This window comes from Enterococcus sp. DIV0170 (genome assembly GCF_051710765.1).
In the GTDB taxonomy this organism is placed as follows: Bacteria; Bacillota; Bacilli; order Lactobacillales; family Enterococcaceae; genus Enterococcus_A; species Enterococcus_A raffinosus.
Genome location: NZ_JBIOLG010000001.1, coordinates 1,715,092 through 1,730,230, shown reverse-complemented (window position 1 = coordinate 1,730,230; position 15,139 = coordinate 1,715,092). Strand labels below are relative to the sequence as shown.

18 protein-coding genes are annotated in these 15,139 nt (G+C 35.5%); 10 read left to right on the top strand and 8 right to left on the bottom strand.

Going from position 1 to position 15,139, the window contains the following annotated elements:
• Nucleotides 1-84: 84 nt before the first annotated feature.
• The 5 genes from rpsT to IGI50_RS08405 all read right to left on the bottom strand — a co-directional run bounded on the left by rpsT (nt 85) and on the right by IGI50_RS08405 (nt 5,091).
• Nucleotides 85-339, bottom strand: coding sequence for a 30S ribosomal protein S20 (gene rpsT / locus IGI50_RS08425; RefSeq protein WP_010744899.1), 255 nt, complete (start codon nt 337-339; stop codon nt 85-87).
• A 264-nt stretch (nt 340-603) separates the two neighbouring features.
• Nucleotides 604-2,487 (bottom strand): heavy metal translocating P-type ATPase, encoded by a 1,884-nt coding sequence (locus IGI50_RS08420; protein WP_438776722.1) that lies wholly within the window; start codon nt 2,485-2,487, stop codon nt 604-606.
• 289 nt (nt 2,488-2,776) lie between these two features.
• A complete protein-coding gene (locus IGI50_RS08415) occupies nt 2,777-3,610 on the bottom strand; it encodes an undecaprenyl-diphosphate phosphatase (protein WP_010744897.1) in 834 nt (277 codons plus the stop codon).
• Nucleotides 3,611-3,736: 126 nt separating this feature from the next.
• Entirely contained in the window at nt 3,737-4,441 is a 705-nt protein-coding gene (locus IGI50_RS08410) for a histidine phosphatase family protein (protein ID WP_010744896.1), read from the bottom strand.
• Between the two features lie 23 nt (nt 4,442-4,464).
• On the bottom strand, nt 4,465-5,091 hold the full coding sequence (locus IGI50_RS08405) for an MBL fold metallo-hydrolase (RefSeq protein WP_438776721.1): 627 nt from the start codon (nt 5,089-5,091) through the stop codon (nt 4,465-4,467).
• Nucleotides 5,092-5,389: 298 nt separating this feature from the next.
• Here IGI50_RS08405 and IGI50_RS08400 point away from each other — a divergent pair, with 298 nt between their 5' ends.
• A complete protein-coding gene (locus IGI50_RS08400) occupies nt 5,390-7,732 on the top strand; it encodes a helicase C-terminal domain-containing protein (protein ID WP_438776720.1) in 2,343 nt (780 codons plus the stop codon).
• A 179-nt stretch (nt 7,733-7,911) separates the two neighbouring features.
• Here the strand turns inward: IGI50_RS08400 and IGI50_RS08395 are convergent, their stop codons facing one another.
• Nucleotides 7,912-8,403: a YajQ family cyclic di-GMP-binding protein gene (locus IGI50_RS08395; protein ID WP_010744893.1), complete on the bottom strand. Its 492-nt coding sequence runs from the start codon at nt 8,401-8,403 to the stop codon at nt 7,912-7,914.
• Nucleotides 8,404-8,618: 215 nt separating this feature from the next.
• On the opposite strand from IGI50_RS08395, the gene IGI50_RS08390 reads away from it, so the two are divergent.
• From IGI50_RS08390 to IGI50_RS08370, 5 genes are all read left to right on the top strand, one after another.
• Nucleotides 8,619-9,521: a YitT family protein gene (locus IGI50_RS08390; RefSeq protein ID WP_218255573.1), complete on the top strand. Its 903-nt coding sequence runs from the start codon at nt 8,619-8,621 to the stop codon at nt 9,519-9,521.
• A gap of 93 nt (nt 9,522-9,614) precedes the next feature.
• The gene (locus IGI50_RS08385) at nt 9,615-9,956 is read left to right on the top strand and encodes a metal-sulfur cluster assembly factor (protein WP_010744891.1); all 342 of its coding nucleotides are present in this window, start codon (nt 9,615-9,617) and stop codon (nt 9,954-9,956) included.
• A 144-nt stretch (nt 9,957-10,100) separates the two neighbouring features.
• Nucleotides 10,101-10,712: a tyrosine-type recombinase/integrase gene (locus IGI50_RS08380; RefSeq protein WP_438776717.1), complete on the top strand. Its 612-nt coding sequence runs from the start codon at nt 10,101-10,103 to the stop codon at nt 10,710-10,712.
• Nucleotides 10,713-10,726: 14 nt separating this feature from the next.
• Nucleotides 10,727-11,074: a tyrosine-type recombinase/integrase gene (locus IGI50_RS08375; RefSeq protein WP_438776716.1), complete on the top strand. Its 348-nt coding sequence runs from the start codon at nt 10,727-10,729 to the stop codon at nt 11,072-11,074.
• 182 nt (nt 11,075-11,256) lie between these two features.
• On the top strand, nt 11,257-11,424 hold the full coding sequence (locus tag IGI50_RS08370; RefSeq protein ID WP_438776715.1) for a hypothetical protein: 168 nt from the start codon (nt 11,257-11,259) through the stop codon (nt 11,422-11,424).
• Between the two features lie 70 nt (nt 11,425-11,494).
• Here IGI50_RS08370 and IGI50_RS08365 read toward each other — a convergent pair whose 3' ends face one another.
• Nucleotides 11,495-12,052, bottom strand: coding sequence for a DNA methyltransferase (locus tag IGI50_RS08365; protein ID WP_438776714.1), 558 nt, complete (start codon nt 12,050-12,052; stop codon nt 11,495-11,497).
• The gene (locus IGI50_RS08360) at nt 12,049-12,381 is read right to left on the bottom strand and encodes a hypothetical protein (RefSeq protein WP_438776713.1); all 333 of its coding nucleotides are present in this window, start codon (nt 12,379-12,381) and stop codon (nt 12,049-12,051) included. The genes IGI50_RS08365 and IGI50_RS08360 overlap by 4 nt, the downstream gene beginning before the upstream one ends.
• A 57-nt stretch (nt 12,382-12,438) precedes the next feature.
• On the opposite strand from IGI50_RS08360, the gene IGI50_RS08355 reads away from it, so the two are divergent.
• The 4 genes from IGI50_RS08355 (at nt 12,439) to IGI50_RS08340 (ending at nt 15,091) form a co-directional block, all read left to right on the top strand.
• Nucleotides 12,439-12,687 (top strand): hypothetical protein, encoded by a 249-nt coding sequence (locus tag IGI50_RS08355; RefSeq protein WP_438776712.1) that lies wholly within the window; start codon nt 12,439-12,441, stop codon nt 12,685-12,687.
• Nucleotides 12,688-13,083: 396 nt separating this feature from the next.
• Nucleotides 13,084-13,599, top strand: a complete 516-nt coding sequence (locus IGI50_RS08350; protein WP_438776711.1) for a recombinase family protein — start codon at nt 13,084-13,086, stop codon at nt 13,597-13,599.
• Nucleotides 13,600-13,707: an HTH domain-containing protein gene (locus IGI50_RS08345; RefSeq protein WP_438776710.1), complete on the top strand. Its 108-nt coding sequence runs from the start codon at nt 13,600-13,602 to the stop codon at nt 13,705-13,707.
• 82 nt (nt 13,708-13,789) lie between these two features.
• Entirely contained in the window at nt 13,790-15,091 is a 1,302-nt protein-coding gene (locus tag IGI50_RS08340; RefSeq protein WP_438776709.1) for a hypothetical protein, read from the top strand.
• The last annotated feature ends 48 nt before the right edge of the window (nt 15,092-15,139 follow it).

Here is a 15,139-nt window from a genome sequence, read left to right as displayed (position 1 = left end):
AAGAATAAGATCGATACTATCAGTATCGATCTTATTTTTACAATCAAAAACAAATAAAAAAACCGATCAATTGATCGGTTTTTATTATTTAGCTAATTTTTTAGCAAGACGTGCTTTGTCACGGTTTGCTTTGTTTTTATGGATCAAACCTTTTGATTCAGCCATATCAATTGCTTTAGCAGCTTCTTTATAAAGGTCATTCATATTTTCAGCGCCAGCAGCAGCAGCCTCTTCAAATTTCTTAACAGTAGTGCGCATTGCGCTCATTTGTGATGAGTTTTTAGCATTAGCAGCTTCACTAGTGCGAACACGTTTGATTGCAGATTCAATGTTTGGCATGGATTTCACCTCCGAATTCAGTCTTATACGGTTGTAACCGTACAATTCAACATTACTCATTATACATAAAGCCGCTTTTCAATGCAATAAAATCGTGACAAGTTTTTTTCCTTAACAGAAATTATATTTGAAACAATAGACAAATGCCTCGTTTTATCTATTGCTTGTTAGCTGTAGTACATCCATATAGATAAAAAAAGTTACCAAGATATCAAGAAAAAACAGATAAAAAGCTAGAATCTTTATCATCCTAGCTTTTTGTGATCAATGAGATGCTTTATAAAGTGGACATGTGGAGCATTTCGTTTCATCGATATCGGCAAGCTCCTTCAAAGGTATCAGCATCCGGAGTCCATTGAGAATAACAAGAATGGTACTTCCTTCATGGCCTACGACTCCTAATGGCAGTGTCAGAAATTGTAAAAAATTACTTGCGATCAAAAGAACGATTACGCATAGTGAGAATATGATGTTCTGACGAATAATCCGTTTCATTTTTTTTGATAAGCGATGACTATACATCAATTTCGTCAAATCATTTTTCATCAACACCATGTCTGAAACTTCCATGGCTACATCGGTTCCTTCACCCATCGCGACACCAATGCTAGCAGTGGCTAGGGCAGGGGCATCGTTGATTCCGTCCCCAACCATCGCATTGACAGTATAGTCCTTTTTCTGTTGCTTCACCAAATCAGTTTTATCAGCTGGTAGACACCCACCATGAAAATCATTTAAGTGAAGCTGCTGAGCAACATAACTGGCCGCACCTACATTATCACCTGTAAGCATGACAGTTTGAACATTTTGCTCTTGGAAATAGGTGATTACTTCTTTTGTATACGGCTTAGGCAAGTCCATTAGGGCAAGCAGAGCAGTAATTTGATCATTCTTACTAAGAACCACGACCGTCTTTCCTTCTTCGTGCCATTGGTCAATCAACGGGTGTTTCTGCTTATCAGTTGGTTTGCCAAGTTGCCATGTTTGATCTTGATAAGTAGTCACTAATCCAAATCCTGCGCGTTCCTCCACATTTAATTCAAGAGCATTCTCGTCCTTAAAAAACTTTGTGATTGCTACCGCTAGAGGGTGCGTTGATTGCCGCTCCATTGAAAAAAATAATTGAGGAATCACAGAGTCATCTGAAAAGGTTTTATAATCCGTAACTCGCGGTTTTCCTTGTGTCAATGTGCCCGTTTTATCGAAGGAGATTGCCCGTAAATCCGCCAGGTTTTCTAAAGTCTTTCCTGATTTAAAAAGGATTCCCTTTTTCGCGCCGTTTGATATTGCAGCCAAAGTAGCGGGTGTGGCAGAAGCAACTAAGGCACAAGGGGAGGCAACCACTAATAAAACCATTCCACGATAAAAACTTTCGGTAAAGCTCCAATCAAGTATGAAGTGTGTAAACAAAATCATTAGAGGAACTGCTAGTAAAACAACTTTGACATATACATTTTCAATTTTCTCAATGAAAGTCGCAGTTGCTGTTTGTTCATTTTGAGCATTTTCAACTAAACGTAAAATATGCGCAAAAAGAGTATCATTACTTGTCTTAGTTACTTCCAATGAAAAAGGTTGCCCTAAATTAATTGTTCCGCCAAAAGCTTCATCATCAATTTTTTTTTCAACAGGAACAGATTCTCCAGAGATTGCAGATTCGTCAATAGAGGAAGCTCCAAGCATTCGGCCATCAATAGGGACCGCTTTTCCTTTAGGAACAAAAACCATGTCGCCCAATTTTAATTCTTCAACAGGAACCGTGACATGCTCACCATCAATAATTTTCAAGGCTTCATTCGGAGCAACATTCATTAGTGCGGTAATTTCTTTCGTACTTTTATTTGTAGCATACTCCTCCAAGGCACCACTTAAGCAGAAAATAAAGGTCAGCATCGCCCCTTCAAACCAATTTCCAATCAAGCAGGCTCCGATAGCAGCTAACGCCATCAATAAATCGACATTCAAGGTGCGTTCTTGCACGAGTTCACTGATTCCTTCGTAGGTTTGCTTCCAACCGCCGCTAATGATCGCAACAATGAAAAAGAGAGGATAGATAGGCTGAGAAAGCCCAATTAAGATCCTACCAACAATTAAAAACAATAAACAGAAAAGGGTAGAGAGAAACGCATTGCGTTCTTTTTTACTCATCACTTTTCCTCCTTTCTCAATAGTCTTGACATGTATCTAATGGTAATAGCTCATCAAGATACTAACTATTCTTTCACTATTATAGTAACACATTAGTCTGGCTAAATGATAATGAAATTAGCTAATTGAGAACGAAAGTGATTATCAATTGGAATTGAGAATGACTATCATTAGTTCTTGTAACGGTGAAAGAGGAATATCTCGTTAAAAATCAAGAAATTTTCTATTCGTTTTAATTTATAATTAATATAGTTTAAATAGAAAAAAAGACCTGCTAAAAAGGCAGGTCTTACATAGCAATCAGCCAATAGCCGATCAAAATTATCCCTAATACAATTCGATACCACCCGAACACAGTAAAATCGTTTCGTTTGATATAATCCAATAAAAACTTAATTGCGATAATCGATACGATAAAGGCTGTGACCATACCGACTAACAAAACAATAATTTCAGAACCCCCAAAGGTATTGCCGTTCATTAAGAATTTAACGATTTTCAACCCGCTGGCACCAAACATCACTGGAATCCCGAGGAAGAAAGAGAATTCCGTCGCTACAAAACGAGAACTTCCGATGATAATAGCTCCAAGGATCGTCGCGCCTGAACGAGAAGTTCCAGGGATTAGAGAGAGCAATTGAAAGGCTCCGACGATAAGAGCGGCTTTGTAAGTAAAGTCGTTCAAATTGGTGCATTTGGGCGTTTTAGTCTTATTGTGTCGTTCTACAACAATAAAAGCGATCCCGTAAACGATCAGCATGATTGCAACTGGCAAAAACTTATGAAAATGTTCCTCTAGAAAATCATCCAAAGGCAGTCCGATCACCGCTGCAGGCAAGCAAGCGATGATTACTTTAAACCATAACGTCCAAGTGTCTTGTTTTTCTTCATGTGTTTTGCTCGGTGCGAAAGGGTTCAACTTACTAAAATAAAGAACCACGACCGCTAGGATAGCTCCTAATTGAATCACAACATTGAACATTTCAATAAAAGCAGGACTCATATTTAATTTGATAAATTCATCTGCTAAAATCAAATGCCCTGTCGAAGAAATAGGCAACCATTCAGTGATTCCTTCGACAATTCCAAGAATAATTGCTTTAAAAATATTAGCGATAAGCATTAAGTGTACGTCCTTTCAAGTTAATAACAATAATCAGTATACCGTTTCACTCTTGAAAAGACCATCGAAAAAAGGCTAAGCTTTTTTTAAGAAAAAAACTGCCAGCAAAAGCTGACAGCTAAATTTCTATTCATCTGCATGATCTGAAATAGTTTTTCCTCGTTCCATGTAGCTGATGTCATTGATCGCACGAATAGAAAACTCGCCATTTTCATACCGTAAGCGATTGATACTGCCGTTTAGTAAGTTTGCGCGAACAGGTTGTTTTGAATCGATCAAGCTTAATAAAAAGGCGATGGTCAGGCCATGAGAAACGATTAAAACATTTCCTCCGCCTTGTTTTTCTCGGTTTTGAGCAATATCTTCGAATCCATTCCAAACACGGTCGCGTAATTGAGTATAAGGCTCTGCCCAGTTCGCAGTATCTGCACCTTCAACAGCATTCGCGATTTCTTCAAAACTAACATCAGTGGCAAATAGATCGTCTTCTGTTTTAAAGTTCAATACTCGTGGTAGAACACCCCACATCTCTGCATCATAGGCGCCCTCCAAGGAACCAAAGCACCATTCCCGGATTCGAGGATCAACGTGATAAGGAATATTTTTGCCTTCAGGATGTTCGTTTAGTAAAATACGCATGGTTTCGATTGCACGACCTGAGTCACTTGAATAAGCTTCTTCAAACTTCGTATCTTGCAAACCTAGTCCTACATAATGAATGCCTTCACGTCCGCTTTTTGTTAGTGGTGTATCACACCAACCTTGCACACGAGCCAATGTGTTGAACATCGTTTTACCATGTCGAACAATATAAAGATTTGTTTCTGTCATATTTAAAACCTCCAAAAAGTTGTTTAATTAAAGAACGGATTCGTATCGATCTCACGACCAATCGTCGTTGCTTCACCGTGTCCGGGATAAGCTGGAAGCTCGCGAGGAAGAGTGAACAAATATGTTTTAATACTATAAAGCAGCTGTTGCATATCTCCAGTGTATAAATCAGTTCGCCCGATGCTTCCCCTAAAGAGTGCATCCCCAACTACAACAAAATCGTCAAAGATAAAGCTGACACTGCCAATTGAGTGTCCTGGTGTTGGTACGACCTGAAAAGTCATACCGCCAATGGTGTATTCTTTCATTTCAAATTCATACTCGGCTGGCTGTACGATCAAATCTGGCATATTGTCGTGGCGTCCTAGACCAGAAAGATTTAGGATTGGATCTCCTAACCACTTCTGTTCCAAAGGATTTACATAAACAGGAATACCATACTTCGTTCGAATTTGTTCCACCGCACCGATATGATCATAGTGGGTGTGGGTTAATAGAATAGCCTGCGGGTTTTTCCCGATACGTTCAATTTCTTTTATTAATCGGTCTCCTTCAGCTCCTGGATCCACGACCAATAAATTCTTTTCATTATGAATCAAATAGCAATTTTCTTGCGCGATTCCGGTAACAAAACCTTCGATTTGAATCATTCTTTTCCTCCCTGAAACATTAAAAAGTAATTTTGTTTGATTTGATTCACCTTACTGATAAATGATTCTGTCAGTAATAAAAACTCAATATCACAAAGTCCTTCTTTATTATACCTTAAAAGCAAAAAAAAAGCGGCTTCTCTGTACGATTTTGACAACTTAGGCAAACAAGTTTAAAAAAAATTCTGGTAAATAAATCAAGAACAATAAAATAGAATAAAACTTGACGAAGGCTAAAAAATCTTCTATGGTGAAACAGCCAAATGATTTAGTAGAAACGTAAAAATGAGGTGACAACTTGGCAGTAAAGAAAATCGCGGTTCGTGAATTAGTTGAGTTTATCCTGCGTAGCGGAAGCATTGATGAGGGGAAAAACAGCAATCATACACCTCAAGAAGGTGCGAGAATTCATCGCCAGTTGCAAAAAGAAGGCGGATCAGGATATCAAAAAGAAGTCTGGTTGAAAAAATCCCTCGAGATCGCAGATACCGCTGTTCAAATTGAAGGTCGTGCTGACGGCATTTATATAGAAGAAGATCGAGTATTTATCGATGAAATAAAAACATCCGAAACCCCATTTGAAGAATTAGAACCTGGCATCATTGATTTGTATTTTTATCAAGCAATGGTTTATGCCTATATTTATAGTGAACAGGAAGAGCTGTCTGAAATCGGTACACGCTTGACCTATTTTCAAACGACTGAAGAGAAAATTACCCGCCAGATTCGAACCTTTACCTTTGATGAATTGACTGAGTTTTTCGAGGATTTAATCAAGCGATACGAAAATTGGTTGATTTTTCAAATGGAATGGCGAGAAACTCGTAATCGTTCTTTACAGGGCTTAAGCTTTCCTTTTGATACTTACCGTGCAGGACAAAGAGAGTTAGCTGCAGCGGTGTACAAGACGATTCACGCTCAGCAGAAACTATTTGTTGAAGCCCCAACAGGAACAGGAAAGACGATGTCTACAATTTTTCCAGCATTTAAAGCAATGGGGGAAGGATTAGGAGAGCGAATTTTCTATTTAACGGCGAAGACAATCACCCGCCAGGTTGCAGAAGAAACTGTTACGAAAATTACAAAAAAAGAGGCGCGTGTAAAAAGCGTGACCTTAACTGCAAAAGATAAAATCTGTTTTTTAACAGAACGAAATTGTACACCTGAGCATTGTCCCTTCGCTAAAGGCTATTATGACCGCGTCAATGATGGTCTTTGGGATATGCTGAATAATGAAGACCAATATACAAGACCCGTTATCGAAGATTATGCACGCAAGCATGAATTGTGTCCTTTTGAGCTTTCATTGGATGTCAGTCGTTTTTGTGATCTCGTTGTAGGAGATTACAATTATTTGTTTGATCCGACGGTGTATTTACGTCGTTTTTTCGAAGAGGAAAATAAGACAAATTTGGTTTTAGTTGATGAAGCTCACAATCTAGTCAATCGCTCAAAGGAAATGTATTCAGCAAGCATTTCTCGAGAAAACATCGCTCAAATGCAAAAAGACCTAGACAAGCCTTTTAAGAAACTAAATAAAGCTTTTATTCGGGTCGATAACGAATTCGAGTTGATTCATCAGTCGCTTAACGGGGAACCCTATCATCATCAACAAGCAGCACCTGAAAGTCTAATTAACAGCCTCTTCAAATTGCAGGAGCAAATTAAAGAATGGTTGGCTGAAAACCCCGATCATCCAGCTCAGCAAAAAATGCTTCCAGTTTATTTTGAGATTTTGCGTTTTACTAGAATGAGTGAATATTATGACGACCATTATCAAACCACAGTAGAGCATAAGAGTTATGATTTGATTGTTAAAGAGTATTGTATTGATCCATCCTGGTTTCTAGAGCAAACAATGGAAAAAGTAGGGAGTAGTATTTTGTTTTCTGCAAGTTTTTCTCCACTGGATTATTATCAAGAAGTTTTAGGTGGAGGAGAGGATAGTTTGAGTTATCGCTTACCTAGCCCATTTCCAAATGAAAATCGATTAGTCTTAGTTGATGCCAGTATTCAGACCACTTATCAAAAGCGAACCCAAAGTATTCCGAAAATTGCAGCCTCAATTGAACGCTTAGTTAAAACGAAAACAGGAAACTATCTTGTTTTCTTTCCATCCTTTCAATATTTGGATCAAGTGGCAGATTATTTTCATGATGTATATCCTGAGTATGCGATTCAGATTCAAGGATCAAAATTGAACGAAGCAGAACGTGAAGAGTTTTTAGCGGCTTTTATCGATCAGCCGAAAGAGTCATTGATCGGCTTTTGCGTACTTGGAGGAATCTTTTCCGAAGGGATTGATTTGGTGGGAGAGCGATTGATCGGAACAGTCGTGGTTGGTGTAGGGTTGCCGCAAATCAATCACGAACAAGAATTAATCAAAGAGTATTATGATGAGAAACGAAACCAGGGCTTCAGCTATGCTTATCAATTACCAGGAATGAACAAAGTGATCCAAGCTGCTGGACGAGTGATCCGTACGATGGAAGATCAAGGCATTATTTTGTTGTTAGATCAACGCTATACGAATCCTCATTATCAAACTCTTTTACCGATTAATTGGGAGGACCGAAAAATCGTCTATGGTTCAGACGAAGTGGAGCATAGATCTCGCTCATTCTGGGAGAATAAAGGGTAATTCTTTAAACATTAAAATATAAATATCGCAAATGAAATTTTTGGCAAATTCCCAAACTATAGATAAATAAAACAGAGATGAAGCGTGCCCAAAAAGTTGATTTCATTAACTTTTGGACGCCATTCCTTTTATACTTCTTTTAATGTAAATGAAAAGCCGACATTTATTGTCGGCTTTTTTCATCGATAATTAATAAATTGCACATCAATAGGTAAATCAATTTCCTTTACTAATGCAATAACTTGCTGCAAATCATCACGGCTTTTTCCTGTGACACGTAGACGATCTTCTTGAATTTGTGCTTTTACTTTTATTTTGCTATTTTTGATAGCTGTCGTGATTTTCTTTGCGCTGTCTCTATCAATCCCATTTACTAGCTCAGCTGCTTGACGAGCATTCCCACCTAACGCATGTTCAGAGGGAGAAAATTGAATGTTCTTCAGTGGAACCCCTCGTTTAATCAATTTGCTAAACAGGACATCCTTAACTTGTTCCACTTTATACTCATCTTCCGCCTTGATTACCAATTGGTTTCCTTCTAGCTTGATGTCAAAAAGACTTCCTTTAAAATCAAAACGATTTTTCAATTCTTTCAAGGCAATTTGAACTCCGTTTTTTACTTCCTCTTTGTTCAATTCTGAAACGATATCAAAGCTTGCATCTTTAGCCATGGACATCCTCCTTATTTCTTTTGAATGTCTCATATATGACTCAACAAAAGGCTAAACCTACCGTTGAATGGACATTCTGAATCTATTCTTCTAGTTTATCAAAAAATGCTAAGAAAGCCATGATTATTCTCCAATAAGTTGTTGAAAACGATTGATTAATTATGAGAGAACCTGCTACTCTATTATAGGTTTCAAATAGAGGAGGAATACTTCGGATGCAGAAGGTTATCAATTACACATCTAAGGATTTAGCTAAAAAAATTCTTATTATATTATTTACTGGTTTGACTGGCGCAGTCGGGTTAAACTATTTTTTGATTCCTGCAAATGTCTTTTCAGCTGGAATGACTGGGATTGCGCAAATCGTTGAACATGTGCTCTCAAATGCAGGACTATCACTTGATACTGGTATCTTGATTTTTCTTCTGAATGTTCCAGTATTCATCTTAGGCTTTATTAAATTAGGTAAATCAGCAATGATCTTAAGTTTTGCGAATGTAATTTCGATGTCCTTTTTCACTACACTTGTGCCTGTTGGACAGGTGACTGATAACGTATTGATGAATGCGATTACTGGTGGAGTCTTACTGGGTATTGGTGCTGGACTGTCATTAAAGTTCGGGTTTACTACCGGTGGGCTGGATATCGTTTCATTATTACTATCAAAAACGACCGGTCGAACGGTTGGCAACTATATGATGCTTCTAAATGGATTGATTGTTGTTGTAGCGGGGTTCTTTTTCACTTGGGAAAGCGCGCTATATACGATCATAACCATCTTCACTATGAGTACGGTAGTTGACTACGTACATACAAGTCATCAGAAAATGACGGCGTTTGTCAACACGAGTAAGAGCAAAGAAATGTGTGCTGCCTTAAGTCGTGAATTACTTCGTGGGTTAACAGTAATACCCGCAAGAGGAGGCTTTAGTTCTAGCGAACGTGAGGTAATTATGATCGTTTTTACTCGTTATGAATTATATACACTTAAACAGGTTGTGGCGGATGTTGATCCTCATTCGTTCACTAACATCGTAGCAACAGATTCTGTCGTAGGAACATTCTTAACACAGGATGAACAGAACTTATTAAAAAAATCCAAAGCCAATAACGAATGATTGTTAATTGAGAATAAGCAGGTCTCGATTCTCATTTACAAAAGCTGATAGATAGAGTAAAATACTCTTGAAACTCGAAAGGGAGTGAAGCAGGTGGAAGAAAACACTCAAAAATGGACCGATGCAGAAGTAGCTGAGATTAAAGAAACAATTTTGACCGCTTTAGAGTCAGTCATTGACCCTGAGTTAGGAATCGATATCGTGAACCTTGGTTTAATCTATGAGGTCGATTTTGAACAAACGGGAAATACTGTGATTAAAATGACTTTGACGACAATGGGCTGCCCGTTAGCAGATATCTTAACTGAAAATATCCAATCAGCGTTAGCTGAGATTCCAGAAGTAACCAATGTAGAAGTGAAACTTGTTTGGTATCCCGCATGGACAACTGACAAGATGAGTCGGTATGCACGGATTGCTTTAGGTATTCGTTAAGGATTTAGCTTGATTTAACAATGATTTGTACTCAATTAGTAGGTAGTCCAACCAGAATCAAGAATTTCTTGGACTACGGATAAAATGAGCAATGGTATAGACTGAAAGTCTTCTCTTTTTTAATAAAAGGGAGGGCTTTTTTGTATGGAATTAGAGTTATTTAACCTTTTGACAGAGATGGAATTTTCTGACAGAGCCAGAGGGTTATCAGACAAGACAATCAAGAAAAATACCAAGTTTTTGACAATGTTCTTCAAATTTCTAAGCCAAGAGTTTAAAGTCAATACTTTGAAGCAAGTAACCACCAACATGATTAAGAGTTTTATGATTTATAAAAAAGGGCAAGAAAATTCAGAGAGTTATGTCAATGTATTTCTACGCTCAATCAGAGCATTCTTTCTTTTTTGTGAAGATGAAGAGTATATCACACAAATGGAAAACCCAACTTTAAGGGTAAAATGGATGAAACAAGAAAAGAAAATATTGACTACTTTTTCAGAAGAAGATGTTAAGAAAATGCTTATCTACACTGACAAAATAACTCATCATAAGCTAAAAAAATATGACAAATATCATACTGGACATTTGACAAGAGTTACTCGTGAAAGAGATAAATTTTTGATTATGCTTTTGGTAGACTCTGGACTTAGAATAAGTGAAGTGCATGAATTAAGGGATTCGACCCTGACACAAGAGGGAATTAATGTAATTAGAGCTAAAGGAAAAAAGGAAGATTTATCTTTACTTCACCAATAATCTTAAAGGAAAAAATGAAATATTACAGGATTAAAAAGGAATATTTCGAACACAAAAATATAGTTGAAGAAAATTATGTATTCTTAACAAAGTTCGGAAAAAAATATACTAATGATATAGCTCAAAGGGATATTAAAAGAATTGCAAAGAATGCTGGTGTAGCAACTAGTGTTAGAGCCAGCCCTCACACTTTTAGATATTTCTTCACCCAATCACTTTTAAAAAATGGTACAGATATTTACACGATTCAAAGATTACTAGGTCATGCTTCAAATAAAACAACAGAAATTTATTTAAATAGTTTAGTCAATAATGTTGTATTAGAAAAAGGGCTTGTTAGTAGCCCACTTATGAATTTGTAATTTTCAATTGATAAAAATCCTATCTGAAGGTAATATGGTCCCAAATTTTTGGAAGAGGTCGTAATTATTATGAAAAAAGAGAAGAAGAGAATTAAACTAAGCACAACGGCTAAGGTTATCAATGCACTGCATATTATGTTAAATGAGGAGAAGTACAAACATGGTGCAATCTACAATGAGGTTTGGGCAAGGTTAGAATCAATTCTGCCCTAAAAGTTGAGTTGTATAATTCTGATGGAGTTAGAAGAGAAGGTGTTTTAACAGGCATTACTACTCGAATCAAAAATGGAAAAATTGATGGAATCAAAGTCATTAAGGAAAACAAACACATCAAATATGTTAAGCAGTAGGTTTTTTAGACCAAACAACTAAATGTTTTTGTGTAAAATATTAGGCTATCCAACCAAGGACAGCCTATTTTTATTCCTCAAAAATAAATAATGAATGGGGCATATTCTCTTTAAAAGTATTCAATCTTTTTAAACTTCTAGTTACTTGTTCTTCATCAAATTCAAAAGCAATATACTGTCTATGCAAATCCTCAGCTACCATAGTAGTGGTGTCAGACCCTGAAAATGGGTCAAAAATAAGGTCATTTGGTTTAGAAAATCTTTTTATCAAATCTGCCCAAACTTGATTTGGTTTTGGTGTTACATGATTAGCTTTTCCACTAAAAATTGACAAACTTTTATGTGGCGAAGAAGCATAATACTGGTTGTTGAAGTTAAGCGCATCATCCCAATACTCAGGTATTTGGATAATTTTTTCAACATTAGAACTTGTTGTATTAATAGCAATTAAGGCATATTCTGACCAAGCATGTTCTGTAATAGTTTTATTGGGATTAGATTTTTTCCACTCCAGAATAGTAGTAAACCATCTTGATTTAGGTTCTTTTTGTTCATTTGCAAAAATAGTATTTGCCCATTCTTCATCAGCAAATCTATCTTTATCTAAAACAGTCTTAATAGTATTCAAGTTTTTTTCCTGCTAAATACTATTAGTACACCATCTTCCTTAATTGTTGGAAGAAAAAGAGTTTTAGTAATTTTAATAAAATACTGCTCTACTGCTTTAAGGTATTCCTGTTTAGCCTGTACTCCATTTAAAATTTTGTTTTCAATTTTATAAATCAAATCTTCATTGAGTAAATTTTTAGAGGAATCCCAATCCTTACCCTTAAATCCTTTTTCTGCATTTGCAAAATATGGTGGGTCTGTAAGTATTAAATCCACAGAATTATCTTCAACCTTGTGAATCAATTCAAATGAGTCACCTAATGTGATAGCGTTTAATATTTTTTCCATAAACTAGTTTCCTTATCTGATATAATTATTCTAGAAAATTATAACACAGGAGATTTTATGGAAGATTTGAATTTAAAGGCGAAAGAAATCACAACTAATCTTAAAAGTGTTTCTCCAAGAACAGTTAATACAATACAGACAGTAGTTGACCAACTCGAATACAGATTTAAGGATATTTTTGATGAAGAAGAAGCTTTAAACTTAGTAAAAATCTGGATTAGCAATGAGCAACTGGTTAAAGAAAATTGGGACGTAGCATTTCTATTATCAAATTACAAAATGGAAAAAAGTAATACTCATAGTTGAACGAATGAATAAGCTTGAAAAAAGAGATACTTTTGTCCGAAGAGGCACAACAATATTTTTTGACAATTGTAAAAAGAGTATTGATTTGAAGCCACTTTTCGAGTCAAAATCACCAGAATCTACAGCAATTTATTCAGTGTTAGATTATGTTCAAGATATTAAAGACAAGGAATCAGACCAGTTGACACTTCACCCTATTAAATAATTATAGTTGTGAAGAAAAGTTTACTGGAGTTAGAATTTGAAAGAGGGCAGTTTAAATATTGTCCTTTTTCTTAAATCAAAGTGTGCGCTCAAGGGTATACCGCAAGCACACACTTATATTACAGATTTCATGCACCATTGGAGCGTGTGCTTTTGAGTTGTGCTTAATAGAAAATTAGGAGGGAGGAAAAAATGTCAAAATATTTTTATGCGAGAGTAAGCAGTGAGGAACAAAAACTTGATAGACAAATAGAAGAATTTAAAAAAGCTGGTGCAAGAAAAGAAGATGTTTATGTAGAAAAAGAGAGTGGAAAAAATATTGAAGGAAGACCAGTCCTTCAAGAGATTTTAGAGGAAGTACATAAAGAAGATGAATTCATAGTTTTAAGTTTAGATAGATTGAGTAGAGATTATGATGACATCAAAAAAATTATCACTAAGTTAAGAGAGAAAAAAGTGGTAATAACAGTAATAGATTCTCCATTTTTGAACCTAAATACAGGGAACGAGTTGTTAGATGAGACCATGTTTGACCAGTTATTGGGGCTTATGAGTTTTGTAGCACAAAATGAGAGAGAAAAAATCCTTAAACGGCAACGGCAAGGGATAGCTATAGCAAAAGAAAAAGGAAAGTATCAAGGAAGAAAAATGAAATATCATGCAAGAGCTGAAGGAGCAGATAAGCTGATTTATGACAGGATGGTTTAAATGCTTGAAAAGAGTAATAGCTATAATGAAATTGCTAAGGCATTAAGTATTAATCGTTCTACTGTTTATAGAAATGCGAAAAAATTGCGAGCAGAAGGAAAGTTATAAACTATTCCTTCTTTTTATATACCAAAGAAAAAAAGTTTGATAAAATTATAATAATAATTATTATAGAAAGGGACTATAGTAAATGATTATGAGTGTGGTTGCTTCAGCAGGGGTAGTTGATGGTATTGTAGATTGGTTTGGTCAAGTTACTAATATTAATATTATATTTAGTGGTTTAATTGGTGGTATTGTTGGTTTTATGGGGCAACAATTTGTTGCAAGCAGAAATTTAAGAGATTCATTAGATTCAAAGTCAGGTTGGAGAAAAGAATTATATAATGTAGCTTCGAAATATGAGATATCGTTAGATGACGTTTGTCGAGTAAGAGGAGCATTGAGATATGTTCCGAAAAATAGAATTGACTTATTGTCAAAAAATGCGGATATGGGTCGCAAAGATTTTGACCAAATGACAAGCACAATGATAATTTTCTGCGACAATATTTTAAAGGATTATTCAAGTAATGAGGAAGAAACTAAAAATAGAGAATTAAAATCAGCAAAGCCAAAAGTTATTTCTGAAATAGATGCAGAAATATTAAGGGCTTTCACTAGATACCTTCTTAAACATCATTGGGAATATTTAAATATCAGATGGTTTAATTTCATCAAACGTTTTAGAAGAAAAAAAGACGAAAATAAATATATTCAAGACACATTGAGTCTAATAGAGGAACAAGATGCCCTGTCTAAATCAGTAGAAAAGAAAGAAGATGCTGAGAAAGATAATGAAACAAACAAAAATGATGAGAATAACAAAGAAGGTAATGAAAATAAAGAGCCAAAGAAGAGCGGGATAAAACTTGGATTCTCGATTATATCAGGAATTATATTTCTAATAATTTTAAATGGTTTAATCTGGGGAGTTTCTATAGCTATATTTGAAAATAAACTACACCCATTAATATGGATAACCTTTATTATGATGTTAACATTTTCAATAGATTTCTTCTTTTTTAAGGAGTTTAAAAAAGAAATTGAGTATTCGAACTATCACATTGATTTGGCGACAGCAGTTGTCACCTGCTTACTTGTAGTGTCTACATTATTCTTTATCCAAAATCAATTCTCTAAACAAGATACTGCAAGAGCGCATTATGAAGGAGAAAAGGGACAAGTAATAATCAAATATACAAGAGGAGATTATTTCAAAAGACTAGATGATGATTATTTAAAAGAGGTAACTGGAAAACCTTCTTATGAACATAAAGAATTATATATTGTTGAAAATGCAAAAAGAATGGATAATGGTGAATTTTCAGATTATTATTTGGTTACTAATAAGTCTGAGTTCAACACGAGGAAAAATCTAATATCATTTATTGGAATTGCAATTTTTACTCCTATTAGATTGTTAATACCAATAGTAACGAAAAAGAAGTGATAGTATACAACTAAATACGATAGAAAGTTGAAGAATAATTATTAAGAG